The 21,825-nt window shown below is 72.6% G+C and carries 18 protein-coding genes and 1 pseudogene; 13 read left to right on the top strand and 6 right to left on the bottom strand.

Annotated elements, in window-relative coordinates; all coding sequences use genetic code 11:
• Positions 1–161 precede the first annotated feature (161 nt).
• From ABZT03_RS08670 to ABZT03_RS08655, 4 genes and pseudogenes are all read left to right on the top strand, one after another.
• Positions 162–1,880, top strand: coding sequence for a GAF domain-containing sensor histidine kinase (locus ABZT03_RS08670; RefSeq protein WP_356035393.1), 1,719 nt, complete (start codon positions 162–164; stop codon positions 1,878–1,880).
• A 549-nt stretch (positions 1,881–2,429) separates the two neighbouring features.
• A complete protein-coding gene (locus ABZT03_RS08665) occupies positions 2,430–2,630 on the top strand; it encodes a hypothetical protein (protein WP_356035390.1) in 201 nt (66 codons plus the stop codon).
• Positions 2,631–2,849: 219 nt separating this feature from the next.
• Positions 2,850–3,725, top strand: coding sequence for a universal stress protein (locus ABZT03_RS08660; RefSeq protein WP_356035388.1), 876 nt, complete (start codon positions 2,850–2,852; stop codon positions 3,723–3,725).
• Positions 3,726–3,891: 166 nt separating this feature from the next.
• Positions 3,892–4,505 (top strand): annotated as a pseudogene (locus ABZT03_RS08655) (hypothetical protein); the annotation flags it as partial.
• Between the two features lie 62 nt (positions 4,506–4,567).
• Here the strand turns inward: ABZT03_RS08655 and ABZT03_RS08650 are convergent.
• Entirely contained in the window at positions 4,568–5,470 is a 903-nt protein-coding gene (locus ABZT03_RS08650; RefSeq protein ID WP_356035385.1) for a universal stress protein, read from the bottom strand.
• 426 nt (positions 5,471–5,896) lie between these two features.
• Here ABZT03_RS08650 and ABZT03_RS08645 point away from each other — a divergent pair, with 426 nt between their 5' ends.
• A complete protein-coding gene (locus ABZT03_RS08645; RefSeq protein WP_356035383.1) occupies positions 5,897–6,763 on the top strand; it encodes a universal stress protein in 867 nt (288 codons plus the stop codon).
• 118 nt (positions 6,764–6,881) lie between these two features.
• Complete coding sequence (locus ABZT03_RS08640) at positions 6,882–8,357, top strand: AAA family ATPase (RefSeq protein WP_356035587.1); 1,476 nt, start codon at positions 6,882–6,884, stop codon at positions 8,355–8,357.
• Positions 8,358–8,413: 56 nt separating this feature from the next.
• Here the strand turns inward: ABZT03_RS08640 and ABZT03_RS08635 are convergent, their stop codons facing one another.
• The 3 genes from ABZT03_RS08635 to ABZT03_RS08625 form a co-directional block, all read right to left on the bottom strand.
• The gene (locus ABZT03_RS08635; protein ID WP_356035380.1) at positions 8,414–9,400 is read right to left on the bottom strand and encodes a nitroreductase; all 987 of its coding nucleotides are present in this window, start codon (positions 9,398–9,400) and stop codon (positions 8,414–8,416) included.
• A 145-nt stretch (positions 9,401–9,545) separates the two neighbouring features.
• Positions 9,546–10,214: a CBS domain-containing protein gene (locus tag ABZT03_RS08630; RefSeq protein ID WP_356035377.1), complete on the bottom strand. Its 669-nt coding sequence runs from the start codon at positions 10,212–10,214 to the stop codon at positions 9,546–9,548.
• Between the two features lie 109 nt (positions 10,215–10,323).
• Positions 10,324–11,025 carry a CBS domain-containing protein gene (locus tag ABZT03_RS08625; RefSeq protein WP_356035375.1) on the bottom strand — a complete coding sequence of 234 codons (702 nt, stop codon included), beginning with the start codon at positions 11,023–11,025 and terminating at the stop codon, positions 10,324–10,326.
• 246 nt (positions 11,026–11,271) lie between these two features.
• Between ABZT03_RS08625 and ABZT03_RS08620 the strand changes: the two genes are divergently transcribed.
• The 3 genes from ABZT03_RS08620 (at position 11,272) to ABZT03_RS08610 (ending at position 14,978) form a co-directional block, all read left to right on the top strand.
• Positions 11,272–12,186, top strand: coding sequence for a universal stress protein (locus ABZT03_RS08620; protein WP_356035373.1), 915 nt, complete (start codon positions 11,272–11,274; stop codon positions 12,184–12,186).
• A 750-nt stretch (positions 12,187–12,936) separates the two neighbouring features.
• Positions 12,937–13,845: a universal stress protein gene (locus ABZT03_RS08615; RefSeq protein ID WP_356035370.1), complete on the top strand. Its 909-nt coding sequence runs from the start codon at positions 12,937–12,939 to the stop codon at positions 13,843–13,845.
• Between the two features lie 320 nt (positions 13,846–14,165).
• Entirely contained in the window at positions 14,166–14,978 is an 813-nt protein-coding gene (locus tag ABZT03_RS08610) for a universal stress protein (protein ID WP_356035368.1), read from the top strand.
• A 302-nt stretch (positions 14,979–15,280) separates the two neighbouring features.
• Here ABZT03_RS08610 and ABZT03_RS08605 read toward each other — a convergent pair whose 3' ends face one another.
• A complete protein-coding gene (locus ABZT03_RS08605) occupies positions 15,281–16,288 on the bottom strand; it encodes a nitroreductase family protein (protein WP_356035365.1) in 1,008 nt (335 codons plus the stop codon).
• Between the two features lie 326 nt (positions 16,289–16,614).
• Complete coding sequence (locus ABZT03_RS08600) at positions 16,615–17,952, bottom strand: jacalin-like lectin (RefSeq protein WP_356035362.1); 1,338 nt, start codon at positions 17,950–17,952, stop codon at positions 16,615–16,617.
• 896 nt (positions 17,953–18,848) lie between these two features.
• Here ABZT03_RS08600 and ABZT03_RS08595 point away from each other — a divergent pair.
• From ABZT03_RS08595 to ABZT03_RS08580, 4 genes are read left to right on the top strand one after another with little or no spacing between them, the layout of a single operon-like run.
• Complete coding sequence (locus ABZT03_RS08595) at positions 18,849–20,033, top strand: ATP-binding protein (RefSeq protein WP_356035360.1); 1,185 nt, start codon at positions 18,849–18,851, stop codon at positions 20,031–20,033.
• A complete protein-coding gene (locus tag ABZT03_RS08590; protein WP_356035357.1) occupies positions 20,030–20,878 on the top strand; it encodes a roadblock/LC7 domain-containing protein in 849 nt (282 codons plus the stop codon). Before ABZT03_RS08595 ends, ABZT03_RS08590 begins: the two co-directional genes overlap by 4 nt.
• Positions 20,871–21,254 carry a DUF742 domain-containing protein gene (locus ABZT03_RS08585; protein WP_356035354.1) on the top strand — a complete coding sequence of 128 codons (384 nt, stop codon included), beginning with the start codon at positions 20,871–20,873 and terminating at the stop codon, positions 21,252–21,254. Before ABZT03_RS08590 ends, ABZT03_RS08585 begins: the two co-directional genes overlap by 8 nt.
• Positions 21,255–21,257: 3 nt before the next feature.
• Positions 21,258–21,818 (top strand): ATP/GTP-binding protein, encoded by a 561-nt coding sequence (locus tag ABZT03_RS08580; RefSeq protein ID WP_356035351.1) that lies wholly within the window; start codon positions 21,258–21,260, stop codon positions 21,816–21,818.
• Positions 21,819–21,825 lie beyond the last annotated feature (7 nt).

Genomic DNA, 21,825 nt, shown 5'->3' with positions numbered 1-21,825 from the left:
GGACGGAGGGGGCAGATGCTGTCGGTCCCCTTCGCGGGGCCGGTCGGCCCCGCGGCTGGACGGGGGGCTCCTGGGACCGATCGGCTACCGCGTGCTCCGACCGGGCACTACGGTGGCACATGATCGGACCATTGGTGTCCGTGCGACCTGAAGGAGCACCGGTGGGAAGCCCCGAAGAGGCCCGGGTACGGCTGCCTCAGCTGCGGCTGGACGAACTCCTGGAGGAGTTGCAGGCGCGCCTGGACGCGGCGCGCGGCACCCGCGACCGGGTGCACAGCCTGCTGGAGGCGGTGCTGTCGGTCGGCCGGGAGCTGGACCTGGAGCAGGCGCTGCGCAGCATCGTGGAGGCGGCGGCGGTGCTGGTGGACGCGGAGTACGCGGCGCTCGGCGTGATCGGTCCGGACGGCAGGCGCCTGTCGGCCTTCCACACCGTCGGGGTCAGCGAGGAGCAGATCGCCCGCATCGGCCCCTTCCCGGAGGGGCACGGCATCCTGGGTGAGCTGATCCGCCACCCCGAGCCGTTGCGCCTGGCGAAGATCTGCGACCACGCGTCCTCCTACGGCTTCCCCGCGCACCATCCGCCGATGAACACCTTCCTCGGCGTCCCGATCCGGGTGCGCGACCAGGTCTTCGGCAACCTGTACCTGACCGAGAAGCGCGGCGGCGGTGAGTTCGACGAGGACGACGTCTCGGTCACGCTCACGCTGGCCGTGGCGGCCGGGGTCGCGATCGACAACGCCCGGCTGTACGCCGAGTCCCGGCTGCGGGAGCGCTGGCTGAGGGCGAACGCGGAGATCACCCACAGCCTGATGTCCGGCGGCGCGCCCACCGAGGTCCTCGGGCTGATCGCGGAGCGGGCCGGCGAGATCACCCAGTCGGCACTGGCGGCGGTCGCCCTGCCCATGGGGGACACCGGGACGCTCGCCGTGGAGATCGCCGTCGGCATGGACGCCGAGGCGCACCGGGGGCTCGTGCTGTCCCCGGACAAGAACCTGATGGGGCTGGCCTTCTCCCGCGCGGTCCCGGTCACCAGCACGGACATCACCCACGACCAGCGGATCTCGCCGGAGCCTCCGCGCTTCGGCGGACTCGGGCCCGCGGTGGCCGTGCCCATCGGGACGGGCGAGGCGGGCGTACGCGGAGTGGTGCTGCTGGCGCGGGAAGCCGGCGGGCCGGTGTTCTCGGGGACGGAGACCGAGACGCTGCAGTCCTTCGCCGCGCAGGCCGCCGTCGCGATGGAGCTGGCCGAGCGCCGGCGGGACGCCGAACAGATCGCGGTGCTCGAAGACCGTGACCGCATCGCCCGTGACCTGCATGACCTGGCGATCCAGCGGCTGTTCGCCACCGGCATGACGCTGCAGAGCGCGGGCCGTTTCATCGACCACGCGGAGGCGTCCGAACGCGTGGTGCGCGCGGTGGACGACCTCGACGAGACAATCAAGATCATCAGGTCGACGATCTTCGGCCTGCGTACCCGCGAGGGCGGCGGTGAGTCCGGTCTGCGGGCCCGCACCGTCCGGGTGGTCGGCGAGGCCGCGCCGGTCCTGGGCTTCGCCCCCAGCGTCCGGATGGAAGGACTGCTGGACACCGACGTGCCGAAGGAGATCGCCGACCACGTGGTGGCGGTGCTGTCCGAGGCGCTCACCAACATCGCCCGGCACGCCCGGGCGACCCGGGCCGAGGTGGCTCTGGCCACGGATGGCCGGGACGTGCGGCTGACGGTCACCGACAACGGTGTGGGCCTCCCGGCCGACGGCCGCCGCAGCGGACTGCGCAACATGGCGGAGCGTGCCGAGCAGATGGGCGGCCGGCTGGAGACGCAGGAGCCCGAGGGCGGCGGCACGAGGCTGGTGTGGCGGGTGCCGGCACGCAAGGCGTGAGCTGTTGCCGGTGGGTCGCCGCGGGTGTACTGCTGCCGGTGGGTCGTCGCGGGTGTACTGCCGCCGGAGGGTCGCCGCGGGTGAACTGCCGCCGGTGAGCGGCCGCGGATGAGCCGTCGGCCCCACGGGGGCGGGAAGGGCGCCACCCGCTTCTCGCGGGTCCTGATCGCGCGGTGCGCGGCCGTCTCCGGCTGCTTCTCCGCGCCCCTGTAGGGCCCTTCCCGCCACCTCCAGGACAGCAGGGGGCGCTGTCCCGCGGCCAGGGCCGACCGGCCCCGATCCGAGGGCTGAGTCCGGTCGGGGTCACCCGGGCATATCGGCGGACGGCGCGACCCCACCCCCCCCGGGGGCGCGTCGGGGTGCCTGTCAGGTGCGGACGTTCGCCGCCCCGTGGGGCCTCCGCCAGGCCGGTCGCGGGTACCGGGACCGTGCGGCCCGCCGACGAGGGCCCTTCCGGCCGCCGTCCGGCCCGGCCGGTTTATGTGCCGCGATCAGCGGAGGAGTTGGCGGAGGCAGGCAGAAGGACACCGACCAGGGAGGGCGAGGACAGTGGGCACCAGCCTCACCCCGGAGTTCTGGGAGCGGTTCGCGGTACTGCTCGTGCCGGCGGCGGGCATCACGTGCGTCCTCACGGCGGTTCTCGACGACGTCGCTGTCCGCCTCCTCGGCCGCGGGGAACCCCGGACGCCGTCACGGCTGCCGCACCACCCGGTCCGGAAGGACCATGACCGTACGTCGGCGTACTGCTGACGCCGGTGGACCGCGCGGCCGGTCCGCTGCCCGTGACGGACGCGAGGAGCACCCGGCCCCGTGCGCGCCGGCGGCGAGCCGGTCGGTTCGCGGCGGGCATGGGCCGAACGTCCCGGGCAGGGGCCCACTCGCCCCTCGTACGCCGGCCGGCCCGGTGGAACCGTGGAGGGGGACCCCGAGCTGCACCGGGTGGCAGCGTGACGGAAGACGGTGAGGACGATGACACTCCCCCTGGTCGTCGGCGTCGACGGATCGGAGGCGAGCCTGCTGGCGGTCGACTGGGCGGTGGACGAGGCCGCCCGTCACGGCCTGTCGCTTCGACTCGTGTACGCCTCTCTCTGGGAGCGTTACGAAGGAGCCACCGCGTCCACCGGCCCCGACCGTCCCTTCGAGCGTGCGCTTCAGGAGAACATCGTCGCCTCCGCGGCGGACCGCTCCGAACGGCGCGACCCTGATGTGAAGGTCAGCACGGACATCATCCCGGAGGACGCGGCGGACGCCCTCCTGCACGAGGGGCACCACGCCCACGCCCTCGTGACGGGATCACGCGGCCGCGGTGGGGCCAAGGGCCTGCTCCTCGGCTCGGTCGGCCTGACGGTGGCGGCTCGCGCGTACTGCCCCGTGATCGTGATCCGGGGCGACCGGGCGGGGGTGGCGGGCTCGCACGGGCGGATCCTGCTCGGCGCGGGTGAGCCCGTCAGCAGTGCGGCGGCGGTGCGCTTCGCCCTGCGCGAGGCCGAAGCACGCGGATGCGTCCTGGACGTCGTACGTGCCTGGCGCTCTCCCACGCTCGACGGCCTGCACAGCCCAGGACACGCGGACCTACCGGTGCGCCGGTACGAGGAGCGGGCCTCGACCGTGCTCGACGTCCTGTTGCGGGACGCCATGGACGACCATCCGGACGTCCGGGTCCGGCAGGTCACGGTCGAGGGCCCCGCTCACAACCGCCTCGTGCAGCGTTCCGCCGCCGCGGACCTCGTGATCGTCGGGGCCCGGCGCCGGCACGGTCAACTGGGGCTCCAGCTGGGCCGGGTGAGCCACACCCTGCTCCACCACGCCGCCTGCCCGGTCGCGGTCGTACCGCAGCTGGTCTGACCGGCGAGGCCGCCGGCGGCCCGGGGCCGACGTCATCACGGACGGTCTCGCGAGGGGACTCGAACAGGGAGTGCGACGGTGACGGGCTGGACGTGGGAGTACGGCGGCTACGGCCCGGCTGACGAGCGCCTGCGCTGGTCGCTGTGCACGCTCGGCAACGGCCGCTTCGCCACGCGCGGGGCCCGATAACTCGCGGCTTCAACGGCACGTCGGTTCGGCGGTCGCGTACAACGTGTGGCAGTACTGCGAGGCGAGCGGCGACGCCGAGTTCCTGCACACCAAGGGCGCCGAGCTGCTGCTCCAGGTCGCCCGCTTCTGGCGGACTCGGCCATCTGGGACGAACAGCTGGGCCGGCACCGCATCCGTGGCGTGATGGGTCCCGACGAGTACCACGACGGGTGTCCGGACGCGGGGCGTCCCGGGCTGGACGACAACGCGTACACCAACGTCACCGCCGCCTGGGTCCCCACCCGCACCCTGGACGTGCCGCGCACCCTTCCGGAACCGCGGCGACGTGAACTCGCCGGCCTTCGCCACCAGGGGCACTGGGGTGTTCGCCTGCGTCTGGAGCGCGGCCGGCTGGAGATCACGGTGCCGCCGTCGGACCGGTCGCCGATCGACATCCGGCTGCCGGACCGCGCTGTCCGTGTCGAGCCGGGGACACGTGCCGACTCGTTCTCCCCTCGTGAACGGGGTGGGCTCGACGGCTCCGCACGCCCCACCCCTCCAGCCGCGCCGCGGGGCAGGGGCGGAACAGGTCCGCGCGTTCCTCGGGCGTGACGGGCGCGGCCGGATCGGACGGCGCGACGCGGACGGGCGCGGGTCCGGCCCCACGGCGAACCTCAGCCCGCCTGTGGGACGACGGCGACCGGGCAGTTCGCGTGATGCAGCAGAGCGTGGGCGACCCTGCCCAGTTGCAGACCGAAGTGGCCGCTCCGCCGCTGGGCACCGACGACGATCAGGTCGGCGGCGTCCGAAGCCTCCACCAGGACCCGGTGAGCGGGGCCTTCGAGCAGGTGCCGGTGGATGGTGACGCCGGGGTGCTCCCGCAGGGCTCCGCGAAGTGCCTCGTCGAGATCGGCCGACGCCTGCTGGTGCGGCATCCGGGCGGCGTCGTCCGGATCCGGGCGGTCCTCCCGGCCGGACGCGGGGGAGGACGGTTTCCCGCGCTCGGCCACGGGGCTGCGCCACGCCCGGACGACACTCAGGTCACAGCCCCGCACCTCGGCCTCCCGGACGGCGAACCCCAGAGCAGCCGTGTCTCCGGACGAGCCACCCACCCCCACCACGACCCTGCCCATGGTCGCCTGGACGTTCCGCTCGGCGCCGCGGACCACGACGACCGGGCACGAGGCGCGAGCCGCCACCGTGAGACTGACCGAGCCGAGGAGCAGACCGGTCAGCTCGCCCCGCCCCCGCGCACCGGTCACCACGCCGAACGCCTCGGCCCCCGCCCGCAGCAGCGCCGAAGCCGCATCCTCGGACAGCACCTCGCCCGCCACCTTCACCTCGGGATCACGCAGAGCCGCGCGTTCCGCGCTGGACGCGAGGATGTGCTGTGCCAGGACCTCCGGAGCGGGCCGGGCGGTACTGAGAGCCGGCCGTGCCCTTTCATAGCGCTCCCACAGGGAGGCGTGAACCAGGTGCAGCGGCAGCCCGTGACGTGCTGCCTCGTCCACGGCCCAGTCCACCGCCCGCAGGCTGGATTCCGACCCGTCGACTCCCACCACCAGCGGGAATGCCATCGCCGCCACCGCCTTCCTCGCCCCGGGCCGACCAACCCCCTCTGAACACCGTCGCACCGCTCGCCGACCGCTGCGACACGGGACCAGGCCGCTGTTCCGGCTGGCAACTACCGCTCTCCCTCCGCCCGGCGGCGGGAGAGGGACGCCGGGGCCGAGGGCGTGCGTCACTCCGGCCGCCGCGAGCCGGTCACCGGCCTCCCGAACCGAGCGAGGGTTCCTTGACGGCTGTCCGCACCTCCGGGAGGTCCGCAGCGTCGAGTACGACGGGCCGCCGTCCCCCGCCCGGATGCGCGAGGGAGACGTTTGGGGTCATCCTCGAAGGAGACAACCACCTTCGCATGACTGCGACGTCCGGACCGGGCGCAGGCCGACCGTCCGGCGTCACACGCAGCCACTTCCCGTTCGTGAGAGACGGAGGTCGCCGCCATGCAACCCGTCGTCACCGTGGGACTCGACGGCTCACCCGAGAGTCTTGCCGCTGCCCGCTGGGGCGCCGACGAGGCCGAGAAGCGCAAGCTCACCCTGCGTCTGCTGCACGCCTGGCCGCTGCTGGCGCCGGAACCGGCCCTCGGCCCGGCGGAAGTCGACCAGAACTACTGGGCGAAGCGTCTCGTCCACACCGCGAGGGCCGAACTGCAGGCCCGCCATCCGGGTCTGTCCGTGGTCGGGAGTCTGGTCGCCGACGACGCCCAGCACGCCCTGCTCCAGGCGGCGTCGGAGTCCGAACTGATCGTGGTCGGTTCGCGCGGCATCGAGGCGGTCACCAGTTACTTCCTGGGCGACGTGAGCATGCCCGTGGTGGCGCGGTCCGAGCGGCCGGTGGTGCTGGTGCGGGCGACGGGCGAGGAGACCGGGCCGCCGCCGTCCGCCCGGGGCGTGGTCGTGGCCCTGAAACTCCACGGATCCTCGGACGACCTGCTCGACTTCGCCTTCCACAGCGCCGCCGCCAGGGACATGCCTCTTCTCGCCGTCCACGGCCGGAGCGTGCCCCTGCACGCGCGGCTGCCCTGGGGCGTCGACCACGAGGTCACCGAGGAGATCACGCGCGATGCGCGGAGGGAGCTGGCCGTGGCGCTGCGTCCCTGGCGCGAGAAGTATCCGACGGTGGAGGTGGCCGACAGCATCCGGCTCGTCAGCCCGGCCCGAGCCGTCGTACAGGCTGCCGAGGGGGCCGCGCTCCTGGTCGTCGGCCGCCGTGAGCACCGTGCCGGTCCGGTCCCGCACCTCGGTCCCGTCGCACAGGCGGCCGTCCACCACGGCCGGTGCCCGGTCGCCGTCGTCCCCCATGCCTGAGCCCGGACGGCCGGCGCGAGCCCTGGCCGGGAGGGACGAGTCCATGCCCCTGGCCGGGAGGGACGAGTCCGCGACCCGGTCCGGTGCCCGGCGCCCCCGCCGGGAGCCGCGCGCGGAGGTGTGCGAGACCCACACCGCGATCGTGTTCTTCGCCGGCGACCGCGCCTACAAGGTCAAGAAGCCCGTTTCGCTGGGCTTCCTCGACTACACCGGGCAGGCGGCCCGCCGAGAGGCGTGTGAGCGCGAGATCGCGCTCAACCGCCGCTTCGCCCCTGACGTCTACCTGGGTTCGGGCGACGTCATCTGTCCCGGCGCGGAGGGGCCCGAGCCGCTCGTGGTGATGCGCCGCATGCCGTCAAAGCGACGGCTCTCCCGACTGGTGCGCCACGGCGACGACGTGGACGACGCCCTGCGGGCCGTCGCCCGGCAGCTCGCCGCGTGGCACACGGTGGCACCCCGCGGCCGCCACATCGATGAGCAGGGCACGCGGGACGCGCTCTCCTCGCGTTGGGAGGCGAGCTTCACGCAGGTACGCGAGTTGACCGCGGACTGTCCCGAGCCCGACGGGGTGGCGGAGATCGAGCGCCTGGTACGCGGCTATCTCGCGGGCCGCAAGCGGTTGTTCGACGTCCGCATCGAGCAGGGGCGGGTCGTCGACGGTCACGGCGACCTGCTCGCCGAGGACGTCTTCTGCCTGGACGACGGCCCCCGCGTCCTGGACTGCCTGGAGTTCGACGACAAGCTGCGCTACGTCGACGGTCTCGACGACGCCGCCTTCCTCGCCATGGACCTGGAACAGCTCGGCGTACCGGAGGCCGCGGCGTTCTTCCTCGCCCGCTACAGCGAGTACTCCGGTGACCCAGCGCCCCCTTCCCTGCGCCACCACTACGTCGCCTACCGGGCATTCGTCCGGGCCAAGGTCTCCCTGATCCAGGTCGCCCAGGGAGCGGCCGACGCGCGGTCGGCGTCACGTCGGCTGGCCGGGACGGCGCTGCGCCACCTGCGGACCTCAGAGGTCTGCCTGGTCCTGGTCGGTGGACTGCCGGGCAGCGGGAAGTCCACCCTCTCCGGTGCGCTGGCCGACCGGCTGGGAGTCACGCTGCTCAGCAGCGACCGCCTCCGCAAGGAGCTGGCCGGCATTCCGGCGGAGCAGTCCGCGGCGGCCGGCTACGGCGAGGGGTTGTACACGCCGGAGTGGACGGCGAGGACGTACGCCGCCCTGCTCGACCGGGCGTCCGCCCTGCTGTCCCGCGGTGAGTCCGTCGTCCTGGACGCCACCTGGTCCGATGCCGTGCGGCGGGAAGCGGCGCTACGGGTCGCCGAGGCCACCAGCGCCAGGTTGGTGGCCCTCCACTGCCAGGTCCCGGACGAGACGTCGGCGGCCCGTCTGCGTACCCGCGGCCCCGGGGCATCCGACGCCGGGCCCGATGTCGCCGCCGCCATGGCGGCCGGGGAACCGGCGTGGCCCCAGGCCGTCGCCGTCGACACCAGCGGCCCGCTGGAGCCGGCGGTCGCCAGGGCCGTGGACGCGGTACGACCGTGGGGCACCCGCCAGGCCCCCGTCTTCCGCCGGCCGTACATGGAGCCCGACTAGGCCCTGCCGTCCGGCCAGGCGGGATCAGGTACCGGGGCGGTTCTCCCACAACCGCCTCACTCGACGTCGATGACCTCGTGCACGGGACGTCGTGGAGTGCCGGATCCCGCGGGGCCGTATCCGAGGCGCAGGACCATCTGCACGTAGCCCGTCGCCGATCGCGGGTCGCGCACGGTCCAGCGGAGCTCCGGCCACTCCAGAGCGTGGGAGGTGAGTGACGTGGCCAGCCCGTCGAGAGTGGCCTGGAGCAGGACACGCTCCATGGCCTGGCCCGCGAGCAGCCAGTCCCGGGGCTGGTCCTCGGTGGTGCCCAGCACGGCGAGTTGAGGGGCGTTCTCGAACACGGCGGCTTCACGGCCGGCCACGGGGCGCCTGCCGGCGAAGTCACGCACGGGTGCCCGGCCGTCGCGCCGGCGAGGGCCGAACGCGTCCTCCGGTACCCCGTCGCCGGCCGTCCTCGCCGCCGGCCCGGTGCGGGTCCAGTGTTCGAGCTCCTCGGCGGCCGCGGAGTCGGCGGCGCCGCGGCCCTCCGCGTCGTCGGCGAGCTCCAGCAGTGTCCGCACGTGCCAGGCGTCGGGGAAGGTCAGCTGTGCCCCCTCCCGGAGAGCGGCGGCGCACAGGGTGTCCTTGACGGGCCGGGGTATCTCCTCGTCCGTGAACGGGTGACGGCTGGTGCTGCGGCGGTGGATCGCCGGATACAGGGGGGCCAGGTCGCTGCCGGGGAGCACGGGACCGACGAGTCGTACCACCGCGAGCAGTCGGGGGTCCGCGGAGTCCGGCAGCAGGGCGGTGTCGGGCTCCCAGCCCGCGTGGGCGGCGGCGACGCGCAGGTTGAACAGGGCGGCGGCGCACCCCAGATGCAGGGCGCGTGTGGTGGGGTCGGCGCGCGGCATGGCGCGCCCGAGATCCGCGTACACGAGGAAGGTCCCGTCCGCGGGCAGGAGGCGGAATCTCCATGGTTGCGCGTTGTGCATCGACGGTGCGGCCGTGGCGTCTTCGACCAGCTCCGTCATGGTTCTCGCGTCGAGTTCACGTACGGTCACGGGACCTTCCTCCCTACGAGGCCGAACGGCCGTGACGGAAGGGCGATCGCTGTCTCCTCCAGTGTTCCACCGGGCCCCGGCCCGGCCGAGGAGGAGACAGTCCGCGCGGCCGTTCGATCAACCCACGAGGATCCACGGGAACCCCCTAGCGCGGTGCCTCGCCGGTGTCCGGTTCGCCGGTGAGGTGGGGTTCGACGTCCACCACCCCCTCCACGGCGCGCACGAGGCGCACGGCGATCGAGATGAGCGAACTGTCGTGGATGTGCCCGCGAAGGGTCACGACTCCCTCACGCACGCCCACGTGCAGGGTGTGACTGAAGGTCGGGAACAGCGGGGACACCACGGTGCGACGGACCTCCTCCTCGATGTCGGCGTCCGACCGCAGGAAGACCTTCAGGAGATCGGCCCGGCTGACGATGCCCTGGAGCAGGTCGATGTCGTTGACCACGGGCAGCCGCTTGACGCGCCGGACGGCCATGATCCGGGCGGCCTGGGCCAGAGTGGCGTCCGCGTGGACCGTGACGGCGGGGGTGCTCATGAGCTCCCCGGCCGTCGTGGCCCCGGCCTTCGCGACGTCGGACAGGCGCTCGCGCTGCTCGTAGAGGCTCTGCTCACCTTCGCGGAACTCCTCCTTGGGGAGCAGGTCAGCTTCGGAGACGACGCCGATGACGCGGCCCTCGCCCGCCAGCACCGGCATGGCGCTGACCTTCCACTGCTCCATCGTCCGGACGATCTCCTTGAAGGGCGCGTCGCGTCCGACGGCCACCACCGTCTGGGTCATCACATCGCTCACGGTGTGCGGTGTCACAGGCACTTTCGGCCTCCTCGGCTGTGTGCGGTCGGTGATCGAGGTCCGCGTCCTCGGCGCACGTCTCCCGGACGGTCGCCGGCGGCAGGGCCGTGTCCGCGAGCCCGGACAGCTCCTAGGTGGCCAGTCCGGCGCGGCGTGTGTCGGTCGGCGCCGGATCGGCAGAGGTGTCGTCGGTCCGGGGACGCAGATCGGCGGACACGTCGACCACCCCGTCCACGCCCTGGCACAGCCGTACCACGAGCGGAACCAGGGACGCGCGCTCGACGGCGCCCTTGAGCGACACCCGTCCGTCGACCACCCGCACGGTGATCGTGTCCGGAGGTATGCCGAGAGTGCGCAGCAGCACGTCCCCGGAGATCTCCTCCCGGATGGCGCTGTCCCCGCGCAGGAAGATCCGGAGCAGGTCGGCCCTGCTGACGATGCCGACCAGCCTGTCCGTCTCGTCGACCACGGGGAGTCGCTTGACGCCGCGGCTCTCCATGACCTGGGCGGCCTCCACGACCGTCCACTGCGGTCGGGCGGTCACGGCGGGAGTGTTCATCAGGCCCCCGGCGTCGGCTGCCTCGGCCCTCGCCCGTGCGGCCGGCTCGGGGTGCGGCAGGGGAAGGAGCCCGGCGGGGTCCCGTTGTGCGGCCTCCTTGCGCAGCAGGTCGGCCTCCGAGACCACGCCCACGGGGCGGTCCTCGTCGTCCACGACCGGTACGGCGGTGACGTCGTACTCGGCAAACAGTTTGGCGATCTCCTTGAACCCGGTGTCCCGGTGCACCCGGACGACCGATGTGGTCATGAGGTCGCTCACCATCCGGTGCCGCATGGCCCGCCTCCTCGCGTCGTGTGCGTTTTCCTCCCTTCACTCTCCGTCCGAAGCGCGCCCGCGGCTTGGTCCGGTCGGTCCCGAGAGCGGCCCGACCGGACCCCGTCCGGCCTCTCGCACCCGGGCGTTGGGCGTGATGGGCCCGCCCCGCTGTGCCGACCGGCCCCGGCGAGGGACATCCGGCCCCTGCTGTCCCACCGGAGTCGCTCGGAGACTGGCGGGGCACCCCTTGAAGGAGGTCCGCACATGCCCGCCATCACCGTCGGCCTCGACGGCTCGCCGGAAAGCCTCGACGCGGCGGCCTGGGCCGCCCGCGAAGCAGCGCGACGGCAGGTTCCCCTGCGGCTCGTGCACGCCGTCGACCTCCTGCGCCCCTGGTACGCGTCGTTCGCCGGATTTCCGGCACCGGGCGCCATCGACGTGCAGCGTGAGTGGGCGGCGCACGTGCTGCGCGAGGAGAGGTCCCGGCTCATGGAGCGCCACCCCGGTCTGTGGGTCACCACGCGGCAGGTCACGGACCAGGCCGTCCGGGTGCTCCTTGCCTCGGCGGACGACTCGGAGCTGCTCGTCCTGGGCTCCCGGCGGTTCGGTACGGTGGCCGGTTTCCTGGTCGGCTCGGTGGCCCTCGCCGTGGTGGCACGCGCCCGGCGGCCGGTCGTCCTCGTACGGGCGGGCGGGCTTCCGGAGGACGAGCGGCTGCCGGATGCCGCGGGCGCGGAGCCGGTCGGCACTCCCTGCCGCGATGTCGTGCTGGGACTGGACCGGGAGAGGCCAGGCGACACCGTCATCGAGTTCGCGTTCGACGCCGCCCGACGTCGTGCGGCCGGTCTGCGGGTGGTCCACGGCTGGAGCCCCGTGACCAGCCACGGCTACGGCGCGGTCATGGACGCCGGGCTCAACGAGGAGCTGGCGGACGAGGCACGGAACGGAGTGGGAGAGGTCCTGCGGCCGTGGAAGGACAAGTTCCCGGAGGTGGAGGTCCGGCAGCAGGCCGTGATCGGCGGTGCCGCCCGTCACCTCGTGCAGGCCTCGCGGGACTCGGCGCTCGTCGTCGTCGGCCGACGGGCGCGCCGCGATGTGGCCGGCGGCCGCATCGGCCCGGTGACCCACGCGGTGCTGCAGCACGCCTCCGCCCCGGTCGCGGTCGTCCCGCACGACTGACGTCCTCGCCGTCCGTGCGTGGGGACGTGGGGCGAGACGAACGCCCGACGACCACGGGACGAGCGGCAACCGACGGTCCCGGGCCGTCCGGCCCCACACCCGGAGCCGAACGGCCCCACACCCGGAGCCGAACGGCCCCACGCTCCTCGCGACTTCTCCACGTGAAACCGAGGAGACCGCGAAGGAGGGGGAGGGCGTGCGCGGCGTGCCGGATCGGCGGCTGGGCTTCCCGGCTCGCACATGAAGCCCGGGTGGAACGGCATCAGCGTCGGGGAACGGCTGACGGACGCGGGCAACGCGCTTCCCGGGTGCCGACCCTGCCGAGGGCGTCGGGATCACGGTGGGGAAGCGACCGCGGAGTACGAGGACGGTACGGACCATCACGGTTCCGGGCCCGGAGGAGAAGACGGGTACCGGGACCATCCCGGTGCGGCGCGGCTGCGGCAGGGGGGGGCGGTGCGCCGGACCAGGTGTGCGCGGCCGGCGAAACCGCCGGTCGCGCACACCGCCGCGCGGTCCGCGGGAAGCCGCCGGGGACACGTGCGGGCTCACTCCTCGCTGCCGGTACGCGGCGGGCGCAGGCCCGTTCCGCGCGCCGCGATCCGGCGGGCGCCGCTTCGTGCCGTGCGCGTTGAGGGCGTAGGGCCGGACGGGCGCCGAAAGGGCGGTGCGGCCCCTGCCCGCGGGGCCGTCGTCGCGAGAGGCTCGACTCGAAAAGCCGGACCGCACACGGAAGGGAAGGCGTGCATCATGCTTCGGGACGTTGTCGCAGGAGTCGACGAATCCACCGAGAGTCTCGCCGCCGCGCACTGGGCCGCCCGGGAAGCCCTGCGCCGCGGGACTTCACTGAACCTCGTCCACGCGTGGACGTGGCACCCGCGTCCGGCGCCCTCCGTCCCTGCCGACACCACCCAGCGCGACTGGGCCGAACAGACCCTGAAGCGGGCGGCGGACAGTGTCCGGGCCGCGCATCCCGGAATCCGCGTCACCGAGCAGCTGGTGCCCGGTCCCGCGGTCGCCGCCCTTCTCGCGGCGTCCGAGGAGGCGGAGTTGCTGGTGCTCGGTTCCCGCGGACTCGGCGGGGTCGCGGGATTCGTGTTCGGGTCCGTGTCCCAGCGCGTCGTCGCCAGGTCCACCGGACCCGTCGTGCTCGTCCGCGCGGGCGAGACGGCCGCCGACGAACACCTGCCGGCCGTGGACGGCGTCTCACCGGACGAGATACCACGGATTCCCCATCGCGACGTCGTCGTCGGACTGGACACCGGCGACACCGGCGACGAACTGCTCGCCTTCGCTTTCGCGTCCGCCCATCGCTGTCACGCCGCCCTGCACGTGATGTACGCCTTCAGCACCCCGCCGGATCACGTGGCCGACGGAGGGCCGGCCCCGACGCCCGGACCACAGCTCGTCGCGGCGAACGAACAGACCGTGGCGGCGGCGCTCCGCCCCTGGCGCGAGAAGTTCCCCGACGTCCCGGTGACCGAGACCGTCGGCGAGGGCCGGGCCGCCGGTGAACTGGTGCACGCCTCCACGGGGGCCAGCCTCGTCGTCGTGGGGCGTCGGCAGCGCGCGAGTCGTGCCGGCGCACACATCGGCCCTGTCACGCACGCGGTGCTCCACCATGTGGGCTGCCCCGTCGCCGTCATCCCGCACGCCTGAGTCCCCGCGGCGCCCGGCGGCTTCCGGCCGTCCGGCGGACGTCATGGCGAGGCGCGTGCAGACGACCTCGCCAACTCGTGTGCTGGGCCCGGCCGTTCGGCGATGCCGCGGGCCGTTCCGCCGTCGTGGCGGTGAGGGCCGATCGGTGCGGGATCGGGCCGTACGGCCCCGTCCGGGAGGAGCACACCGAGTCCACGCTGAGAGCGGCACGAGCGGAGCGAAGCCGTTCGGCCAGGGGGTCGAGGGGCCCGGCGAGGACGTGTCGCTCGCGGCGCTTCGGCCGACGTGGCCGAGGGCCGCCGACGAGGGGAGGGACGACCATGAAGGGACCGGTCGTGGTGGTCGTGGGTGGTTCGCCGTCGAGCCTGGCCGCGGTGGAGGCAGCGGCGTGGGAGGCCGACCACCGGGGGGTGCCGCTCCTGTTGGCACACGCCGTGGCGTGGCCCACCGGCTCGGTGGCGGTGGGGGACGCTGACGGTGCCGGGTGGCGTGGAGTGGCGGGCGGGGCGCTGGCGGAGGCGGAGCGTCACGCGCGCCGCGTCGCCCCGGGGCTCCGGATGACGAGCGAGGTGCTCGTCGGTGAACCCGCCAGGGTGCTGGCGGGCGAGTCGCGCGCCGCGACGCTCACCGTGGTCGGTGGCGGCGGAGAGGAACGCCGCGGCCGTCTTCACCGCGGTCCGCTCACCGGGCGGCCGGCGGGGTGCGGGCACTGTCCGATGCTGGTGGTCCGGGGCGGTGCGAACGGCGGCGGTCCCGTCGTCCTGGCCGACGACGGCTCGCAGGCGGTCCGTGCCGCGGCCGAGTTCGCCTTCGCCGAGGCTTCTGCCCGCGGAGCGGAGCTGGTCGTGCTGCACACGCGCGGGCACGGGACGATCGACGGTGAGGGAATCCCGGCCGACCTCCGCGAGGAGTACGCGGGCGTCACCGTGCGTACTGGGCGGACGAGGAGCCGTGGCCGCCGTGCCTTCGTCGAGGCGAGTGCCGGGGCGCAGCTGGTCGTCGTCGGAGTCTCCGGTCACGGCCGTGTCGCGGCCGAACTGCCGGGCTCGGTGGGGCGACTGGCGCTCCGGCACACCGCCTGCACCGTCGCGTTCGTCCCCGCCGGGCGCGAGCAGCCGTGGTCGACGCTCTGAACGGATGAGACATCCGCGCAAGCGCTGAATCCGGCAACAGCCGCATGACTGCCGCGAATCCGCGCGGTCGGCTTCTGCCGCCCACGGCATGACCGTGAGCGTGGCACGGTGACCATGCCTCTGGCGGCTCGAGGCCGAGTTCTTCGAGACGTCCGGCGACCCGGCGCGCATGCGGGTTCTGGAGCCGCTCCGGTCTGCCTCGACCTGGCTCTCCCTGGTGCCGGCAGGTCGGGCGGTGCCGCCGGCCGGCCCGCGGACCGCCCACGACGTGTGACGGCCGCGGGCGTGCCGCGCGGAGCTGGTCAGCCGGGTGCCGGAGGGGTGTCCTGCGGGGTGGGCCGCTCCACCGACCGGGCCGCCGTTCGGCGAGGCGAGGCGGGGCCCTGCGGTCCGTATCCGAGACGCAGCACCATCTGGGCGTGGGACCGCCCGTCCTGCGACCCCCGCACCAACTGCTCGCGCAGGTCGGGCCATTCCATCGCCTGGTGCAGCAGCGACGCCCGCACGCCGTGGGCCTCTGCGACGAGCAGGACGTGCTGGAGGGCCTGCCCGGCCCGCAGCCAGTCCGCCCGCCGGTCGTGAGCGGTGCACAGGACGGCGATCGTCGGCCGTTTCTCGAAGGCACGGGCGTCGAGCCCGGCCGGGTGGCGATGCGCGCCGAAATCCCGCATCGGGACGTGATCCCGGTAGTCCTGAGGTCCGACGGCCGCCGGCGGTATCCCTACGGCGGCCTCGTCCGGTTCGCGGATCCAGCGGCGGTCTTCCGCGCCCCGGTCGGCGTCCGCGGTGTTGCGCCGTTCCGCCTCCCGGGTCACTCGCAGCACACGCGCGCTGCCACCGAGGCCGGCACGGCTGAGCAGGGCTCCCTCGGTGTGAGCTGCCTCGGCCAGTTCGGTGAGCAGGGCGCTGGGCAGCGGCCGGTCCGAGAAGGGGAAGCGGCTGCTGCGGCGGCGCCACAGGGCTTCGTACAACTCCGGAGCCGGCGAGAACCGCGCGTGACCGCCGAGCCGGACGCTCGCCAGCAGGTCCGGTTCACCGGGACCGGGCAGCAGCCGTGTCACCGGGGCCCAGCCGAAGTGCGCCACCGCCAGCCGCAGGTTGAAGAGTGCGCAGCCGACCGACACGTGCAGCGCACGCCCGGACGGGTCGGTGTGCCGCAACCCGCGCTCGGGGGCGGCCCGGATCTCCAGCGTCAGCGTGTGAGGGTCGAGCCGGAACCGCCAAGGCTGGGTGTTGTGGATCGAGGGGGCCGCGACGGCCGCCTCGATCAGTTTCTCCAGCGTCGCGACGTCGAGAAGCGTGGTGGACACGATGCTCTCCTCCCCGCCCTGCGACCAAGGGCCGTGGGACCGGTCGATGACCCTCACCACGATGGCGCCCGCAGGTCCCGCGGAGGCAGAGGCCGGACGGCCTCGAACCCGGCCGGACGGCCCCGACAATCCTGCGGAGTGCGGAGTGCGGAGTGCGGAGTGCGGACGGCGGAGTGCGGAGTGCGGACGGCGAAGTGGGCGTGGGAGTGCGCGAGTCGGCCCAGGCGCCCGGTACTCGTCCGGCGTCACCGCGCCCTGCCGCCGCACCCACGCTCACCGGTGCCTCCAGCCGGCACCGGGAGCGTGGGCGTGGCCGTCTGTGCGGGTCAGCGCTTGGTGTAGATGAAGCCGACCTTGTCGAGCTCGTCCGCGGCGCGGCCGTGGAAGCCGGCGATCTGCCAGCCGGAGGGCGCGGTGCGGGTCACGCAGTCCGACGTGGTGGATCCGCCCGCCAGGGTGTTGCCCAGGTTGGTGGTGAACTTGGCGTAGAAGATCCGTGTGTGGCCGTCCTTGTCCGCCTGGCACAGGTAGGCGGACGTGACGTACTCGCCGCTGCCCAGGGTCAGCGAGGACGCGGTGCCGCCGGTGCCGCCGTGGGTGAGGGTGGTGCCGTTGGCCAGCGTGAGGCCGACCTGGTCCACGCGGGAGCCGGCCCGCAGCGAGATCCTGGTGGCGCGGGCGGCCGCCGGGACGCTGCCGATGTCCTGGTAGTAGCCGCCGTGCGGGCCGCCGAACTGGTCACTGAGCTGGTAGTCGGCACTGCGCGACCAGCTGAACCGGGCGGTGACCGGGTCGTGGTCGGACAGCATCTTGCCGTCGGAGTTCAGGAACGTGGCGTGCTCGTTGTCGTACGAGGTCGCGTTGAGCGAGACGAGCCTGCTGCCGCGGTAGAGGATCTTGTCCACGACCTCGCAGGTGTTGGGCACGGTGGCACCCGTCTGGTCGCAGACCAGGGCGTCGCTGCCCTTGGTGGGCGCCACGCCGCCGCGGATCACCTTGACCCAGGCGTCGGTGAGCCCGTTGGCCGCGGTGAACTCGGCGATGGTGTCGGCGGAGCGGGTGTAGCGGGTGTTGGTGTCACCCATGACCACGACGGCGTTGCCGGCGGAGTGGGTGTTGATGAACGCGGTCAGCTGGCTGAGGTTGTCGGCGCGGGAGGCCTCGTCGCCGTCGTTGGTCCCCGCGTTGGTGTGCAAGTTGTAGAAGTCGACGTACACACCCTCGGCGAGGCGCTCGCGCATGAAGGTGAAGCCCTTGGGGGTGAGGCAGTCGCCGGAGTCGATCTGGCAGGAGTTCCAGCCCACGCGCTCGAAGTCGTCGCCGTCCCACGCGTAGTCGGAGACGGTGTTGAGGCCGCTGCCGATGCCCGCACCGCCGCTGGTCGCGGTGCGGTAGGGGTGGGTGTCGGTCGAGTAGAGGTAGGAGTGGTAGTTGAAGTCCTCCTCGACGTTGACGATGTCGTAGGGCGCGATGCGCCGGCCGATCTCGGTGGTGCTCGTGTCCCGCGGTGTCGAGGCGCTCGACAGCCACGCGGGCAGACCGGCGACGTTGTAGGTGAGGACGCTGAAGGTGCCCGAGTCGGCGGCTGCCGTGGAGGGCGCGGCCGCGACGAGCCCGCCGAGGGTGGCGGTCATCGCCGCCAGGCAGGCGAAGAGTCTGCGCATGGGGGAGTGGCTCCTGGAGTTCTGGGAGAGGGTGGTGAGGCACTCGAAATGTAGCGACAAGCGCTTTCCCTGCACACTCCTCGGAAGGTCTTTTCTTACCCCCGGTAACAGGTCGTGGGCCAGGCTCCCGTAGGGTCCCGTCCGGGTGGCCGGTCCATCAGGCGATCCTGCACGGGGTGAGGGGTGATCCGGTGAACCTCACGCGTCCTGCGGGGTGCGGATCGGCGTCGGGGAGGTGGGTGTGGCGGGGTGCCGGTGTCAACTGCCGCCACGGTGAGCCAGGTTGACGGCGGTTGAACGGACGGGGTCCGGTGCCGCCTGAGATCTGGCTTCCGGGCGCACCCTGCGAAATCTGCGTGAAGGTCTCCAAATGAGCCGCCTTGTAGGCCTGTTGGCGTCGTGGCGGCTGATAAGATCTTTCTACCTCTCAGTAAGTTGACTTTGCGTCATATTTGTAGTTGGGGACGGTTCTCGCTCCCCTTTTGCGAAGGAGCGTCTGTTGGTCCACAGGTCACCTATGCGGCCGAGTGGGACCACGGTTCGCGGGAGAATCGCCAACTGTGCGGCGCCCGGGGGAAGTCGACTTGTCGAGAGTCTCGCGGCCTCACCCCGGAATCCCGCCATCGCTGCGCCGCTTGCTTCGGGATACGGACCAACCTCCCACCACAGCGCCCGAGTTGAAGCGGTTCGAGGGCCGGGGTGTGCCTCTCGGATGCCCTCTTCGCAGTGATAGCATCCCCGCATCTGCGACCTTGATCCACATATTCGGGCGCTGATCTGAGGTCGGTCCGCTCGCCACGCCACAGCTGGTCGAGCGGGTCCCGGCCTGTGTCGCGGGTCCTCGCGGGGGGTGTATCCGTCTACGTCTGCATTTCCATGCGTCGGGAAAGGTTTCCATGAATCGAGACACCCTTGCGTGGTGCCTGGTCGCGGTCACGGTGGCAGCCGTCGCCGCGATCATCGTGCTCGTCGTCCGCAACAGAGCCCTGAGTGAGAGGAAAAGACAGGCCGAGGACGCCCTGACGCAGCGGCTGAACGCGGCGGAGAGCCAACTGATAACCGCCCGCAACGAGTTGCAGAGGTACACGCAGGAACTCGACGGCACGATCCGCGAGGCCGAGGAGGCCGCCGAGGAGAGCACCAAGGCCGTCCTCAAGGGCGCCGCCCGCTTCCTGCAGAGCCTCGCGGCCGAACAGATGGCGCTCCTCGAAGGGGTCCAGCGCAAGTACGGCGGTCACGCCGTCCTGGGCGACCTGCTGGAGGTCAACCACGCCAACGCGCAGATGGCGCGGAAGGCGCAGGGCATCGCCGTACTGTGCGGTGCGCCGGTCGGCCGCCGCAGCCGCTCCGCGAGCGTCTACGACGTGGTGCGCAGCGCCCAGGGGCAGATCCGCAACTTCCGGCGCGTCGAGATCATGCAGCAGACCGGGTTCGCGCTGAAGGCGTCGGCGGTCTCGCCCGTCGCGCTCGCCGTCGCCGAACTGCTCGACAACGCCGCCAGCTTCTCCCAGCAGGACGCGCCGATCGAGGTGACGTTCCAGCGGGTGCAGAGCAACCTGTGCATCATCATCGACGACGCGGGCGTCAGCATGAACGACGAGGACCGCCAGATGGCGAGCGCGCTGCTGTCCGGCGACTTCGTGCCGCGTCTGTCGCAGCTCGGCAACCAGCCCAAGTTCGGTTTCCCCGTGATCGGCCTGCTCGCGCGCCACTACGGATTCCGGGTCGACGTGACCGGCGTGTCCCGCTACGGCGGTGTCCGCGCGGTCGTCCTGCTGCCCGAGGAGCTGTGGACCGAGGAGCAGGCGCCGCCGCCCGTGGAGGAGGCTTCGGTGAGCAGGATCCGCAGTGCCGGCAGCAGGGCGACGGACGGGACGCGCACCGCGCACGGCCTGCCCAAGCGCGGGGCACGCCAGGTGCCCGTCGCCAGTGTCGCCGACGGTGAGGACCTCCGGTCGTCGTCGCGGACGCCCGAGGAGACCGGCCGGGCGTCCGGCCGCAGCCTGGGGGCGTTCCAGCGAGGCACTCTCTCGGGCCGCAACCTCGACCCCGCGTCCAGCGAAGGGTCCGAAGACGCATGAGTGCTGACCTGTCGTGGATGCTCGAGGACATCGTGACCAACGTGCCCAAGGCGCGGCACGCGGTCCTGCTGTCCGCGGACGGCCTGCCCCGGGGAGCCACCGAGGGCCTCGTCGAGAAGGACGTGCGCACCATCTCCGCCGCCATGGCGGGCATGCAGTCGCTCAGCCGGGCCACCGCCCACTTCGCCGGCATGGCGGAGGACCGCCAGTGGCACCAGACGATCATCGAGTTCTCCCACGGGTGGATCTTCCTGATCGGAGCCGGGCAGGGCGCGTACCTGGCCGCCGCGGCGGCGCCCGACGTCGACATGCAGCAGATCTCCTTCCGTATGCACCGGCTCGTCGCCCGCCTGGGCAACAACCTCACCTCCCCGCCGCGGGTGAACCTCGACGACGCGGGCCAGGGCGCGGACGCGGCGCAGGCCCGGCGCGAGGAACGGGCCGGTGCGGAGAACGTGCTCGCCGACCTCGACGAGGTGATCGCCGACGTCAAGGGCGCCCGGCACGCCGTACTGCTCGGGTCGGACGGACTGCCCCGCGGAACGACCTCGGGGATGAACCGCGACCTGGCCGACACCATCTCCGCGGCCATGACGGGCATCCACGCATACAGCCGCGTCACCTCGCAGTTCGCGGGGGTCCGGGAGGACGCCGAGTGGCGCCAGACGGTCATCGAGTTCCAGCACGGCTGGATCTTCCTGATCGCCGCCAGTCACGGCACCTTCCTCGCCGCGGCCGCCGAACACGACTCCAACATCGAGGAGTTCACCAACCGGCTGCACGAGGTGGTGCCCCGGCTGAGCGCCCAGCGGGCACCGCGGGGGGAGGCGGGCAGCGATGTCTGAGGAACACGGCCCGGAGCTGGAACTGACGTCCGCCTTAGTACCCCTCTTCGTGATCACCAACGGCCGTGGCCTGCCCCCGGACCAGGAGTACGAGCGCACCGCCCTCGTGACCGCGTACAAGGGAGCCTCGGCCGCGGCGCGCACGCTGTCGCCCGAGGCGCGGACGATCATGGAGCTGGTCGCTGACGGCTTCCTGTCCGTGGCCGAGGTGGCCGGTCACACGCACCTGCCGCTGGGCATCGTGCGGATCCTCCTCGCGCAGATGGAGGAGAGCGGTCTCATCCTCGTGAGGAAGTCCGTGCCGCGCGCCGAACGGGTCGACAGGGAACTGCTCGGCGCCGTGCTCGATGGCCTCAAAACCCGATTCGGAGCGTGAGCTGTGTACGTGGATCCAGACGTCTCCCGCTCGGTGAAGATACTCGTCGTGGGTCACTTCGGGGTCGGGAAGACCACCTGCATCGGCAGCATCTCCGAGATCGAGCCGCTGCAGACCGAAGAGGAGATCACCGAGGCCAGTGAGGGCTTCGACGACCTGACGGGCACGCCGAACAAGACGACCACCACGGTCGCCATGGACTTCGGCCGGCTGACCCTCAGCGAGTCCCTGGTCCTCTACATCTTCGGAACGCCCGGCCAGGAGCGTTTCAAGGAGATGTGGGAGGAGCTGTCCCGGGGCGCGCTCGGCGCCCTGGTCCTGGTCGACCCGCAGCGCCTGCACGAGTCCTTCCCCGTGCTGGACCTGGTCGAGAGCTTCGGCCTGACGTACGCCATCGGCGTCAACCACTTCGAGGGAGCCACCACCTACCCGATCGAGGAGGTCCGCGAAGCGCTCAACCTCCCCGCGGACACCCCCATCGTGGGCTGCGACGTGCGCGACCAGCGCTCCTCGGCCCAGGCACTCATCACCCTCGTCACGCACCTTATGTCCCTACTCGGCTAGGAACCCC

The organism is Streptomyces sp. NPDC005574 (genome assembly GCF_040605435.1).
In the GTDB taxonomy this organism is placed as follows: Bacteria; Actinomycetota; Actinomycetes; order Streptomycetales; family Streptomycetaceae; genus Streptomyces.
This window is presented reverse-complemented; position numbering and strand designations above follow the sequence as displayed.

Bases quoted from the DNA above. Each gene is read 5' to 3' on its own strand.
- ABZT03_RS08595 (WP_356035360.1), top strand. From the start codon at position 18,849: ATGAATCGAGACACCCTTGCGTGGTGCCTGGTCGCGGTCACGGTGGCA.
- ABZT03_RS08590 (WP_356035357.1), top strand. From the start codon at position 20,030: ATGAGTGCTGACCTGTCGTGGATGCTCGAGGACATCGTGACCAACGTG.
- ABZT03_RS08585 (WP_356035354.1), top strand. From the start codon at position 20,871: ATGTCTGAGGAACACGGCCCGGAGCTGGAACTGACGTCCGCCTTAGTA.
- ABZT03_RS08615 (WP_356035370.1), top strand. From the start codon at position 12,937: ATGCTTCGGGACGTTGTCGCAGGAGTCGACGAATCCACCGAGAGTCTC.
- ABZT03_RS08620 (WP_356035373.1), top strand. From the start codon at position 11,272: ATGCCCGCCATCACCGTCGGCCTCGACGGCTCGCCGGAAAGCCTCGAC.
- ABZT03_RS08610 (WP_356035368.1), top strand. From the start codon at position 14,166: ATGAAGGGACCGGTCGTGGTGGTCGTGGGTGGTTCGCCGTCGAGCCTG.
- ABZT03_RS08650 (WP_356035385.1), bottom strand. From the start codon at position 5,470: ATGGCATTCCCGCTGGTGGTGGGAGTCGACGGGTCGGAATCCAGCCTG.
- ABZT03_RS08625 (WP_356035375.1), bottom strand. From the start codon at position 11,025: ATGCGGCACCGGATGGTGAGCGACCTCATGACCACATCGGTCGTCCGG.
- ABZT03_RS08645 (WP_356035383.1), top strand. From the start codon at position 5,897: ATGCAACCCGTCGTCACCGTGGGACTCGACGGCTCACCCGAGAGTCTT.
- ABZT03_RS08600 (WP_356035362.1), bottom strand. From the start codon at position 17,952: ATGCGCAGACTCTTCGCCTGCCTGGCGGCGATGACCGCCACCCTCGGC.
- ABZT03_RS08660 (WP_356035388.1), top strand. From the start codon at position 2,850: ATGACACTCCCCCTGGTCGTCGGCGTCGACGGATCGGAGGCGAGCCTG.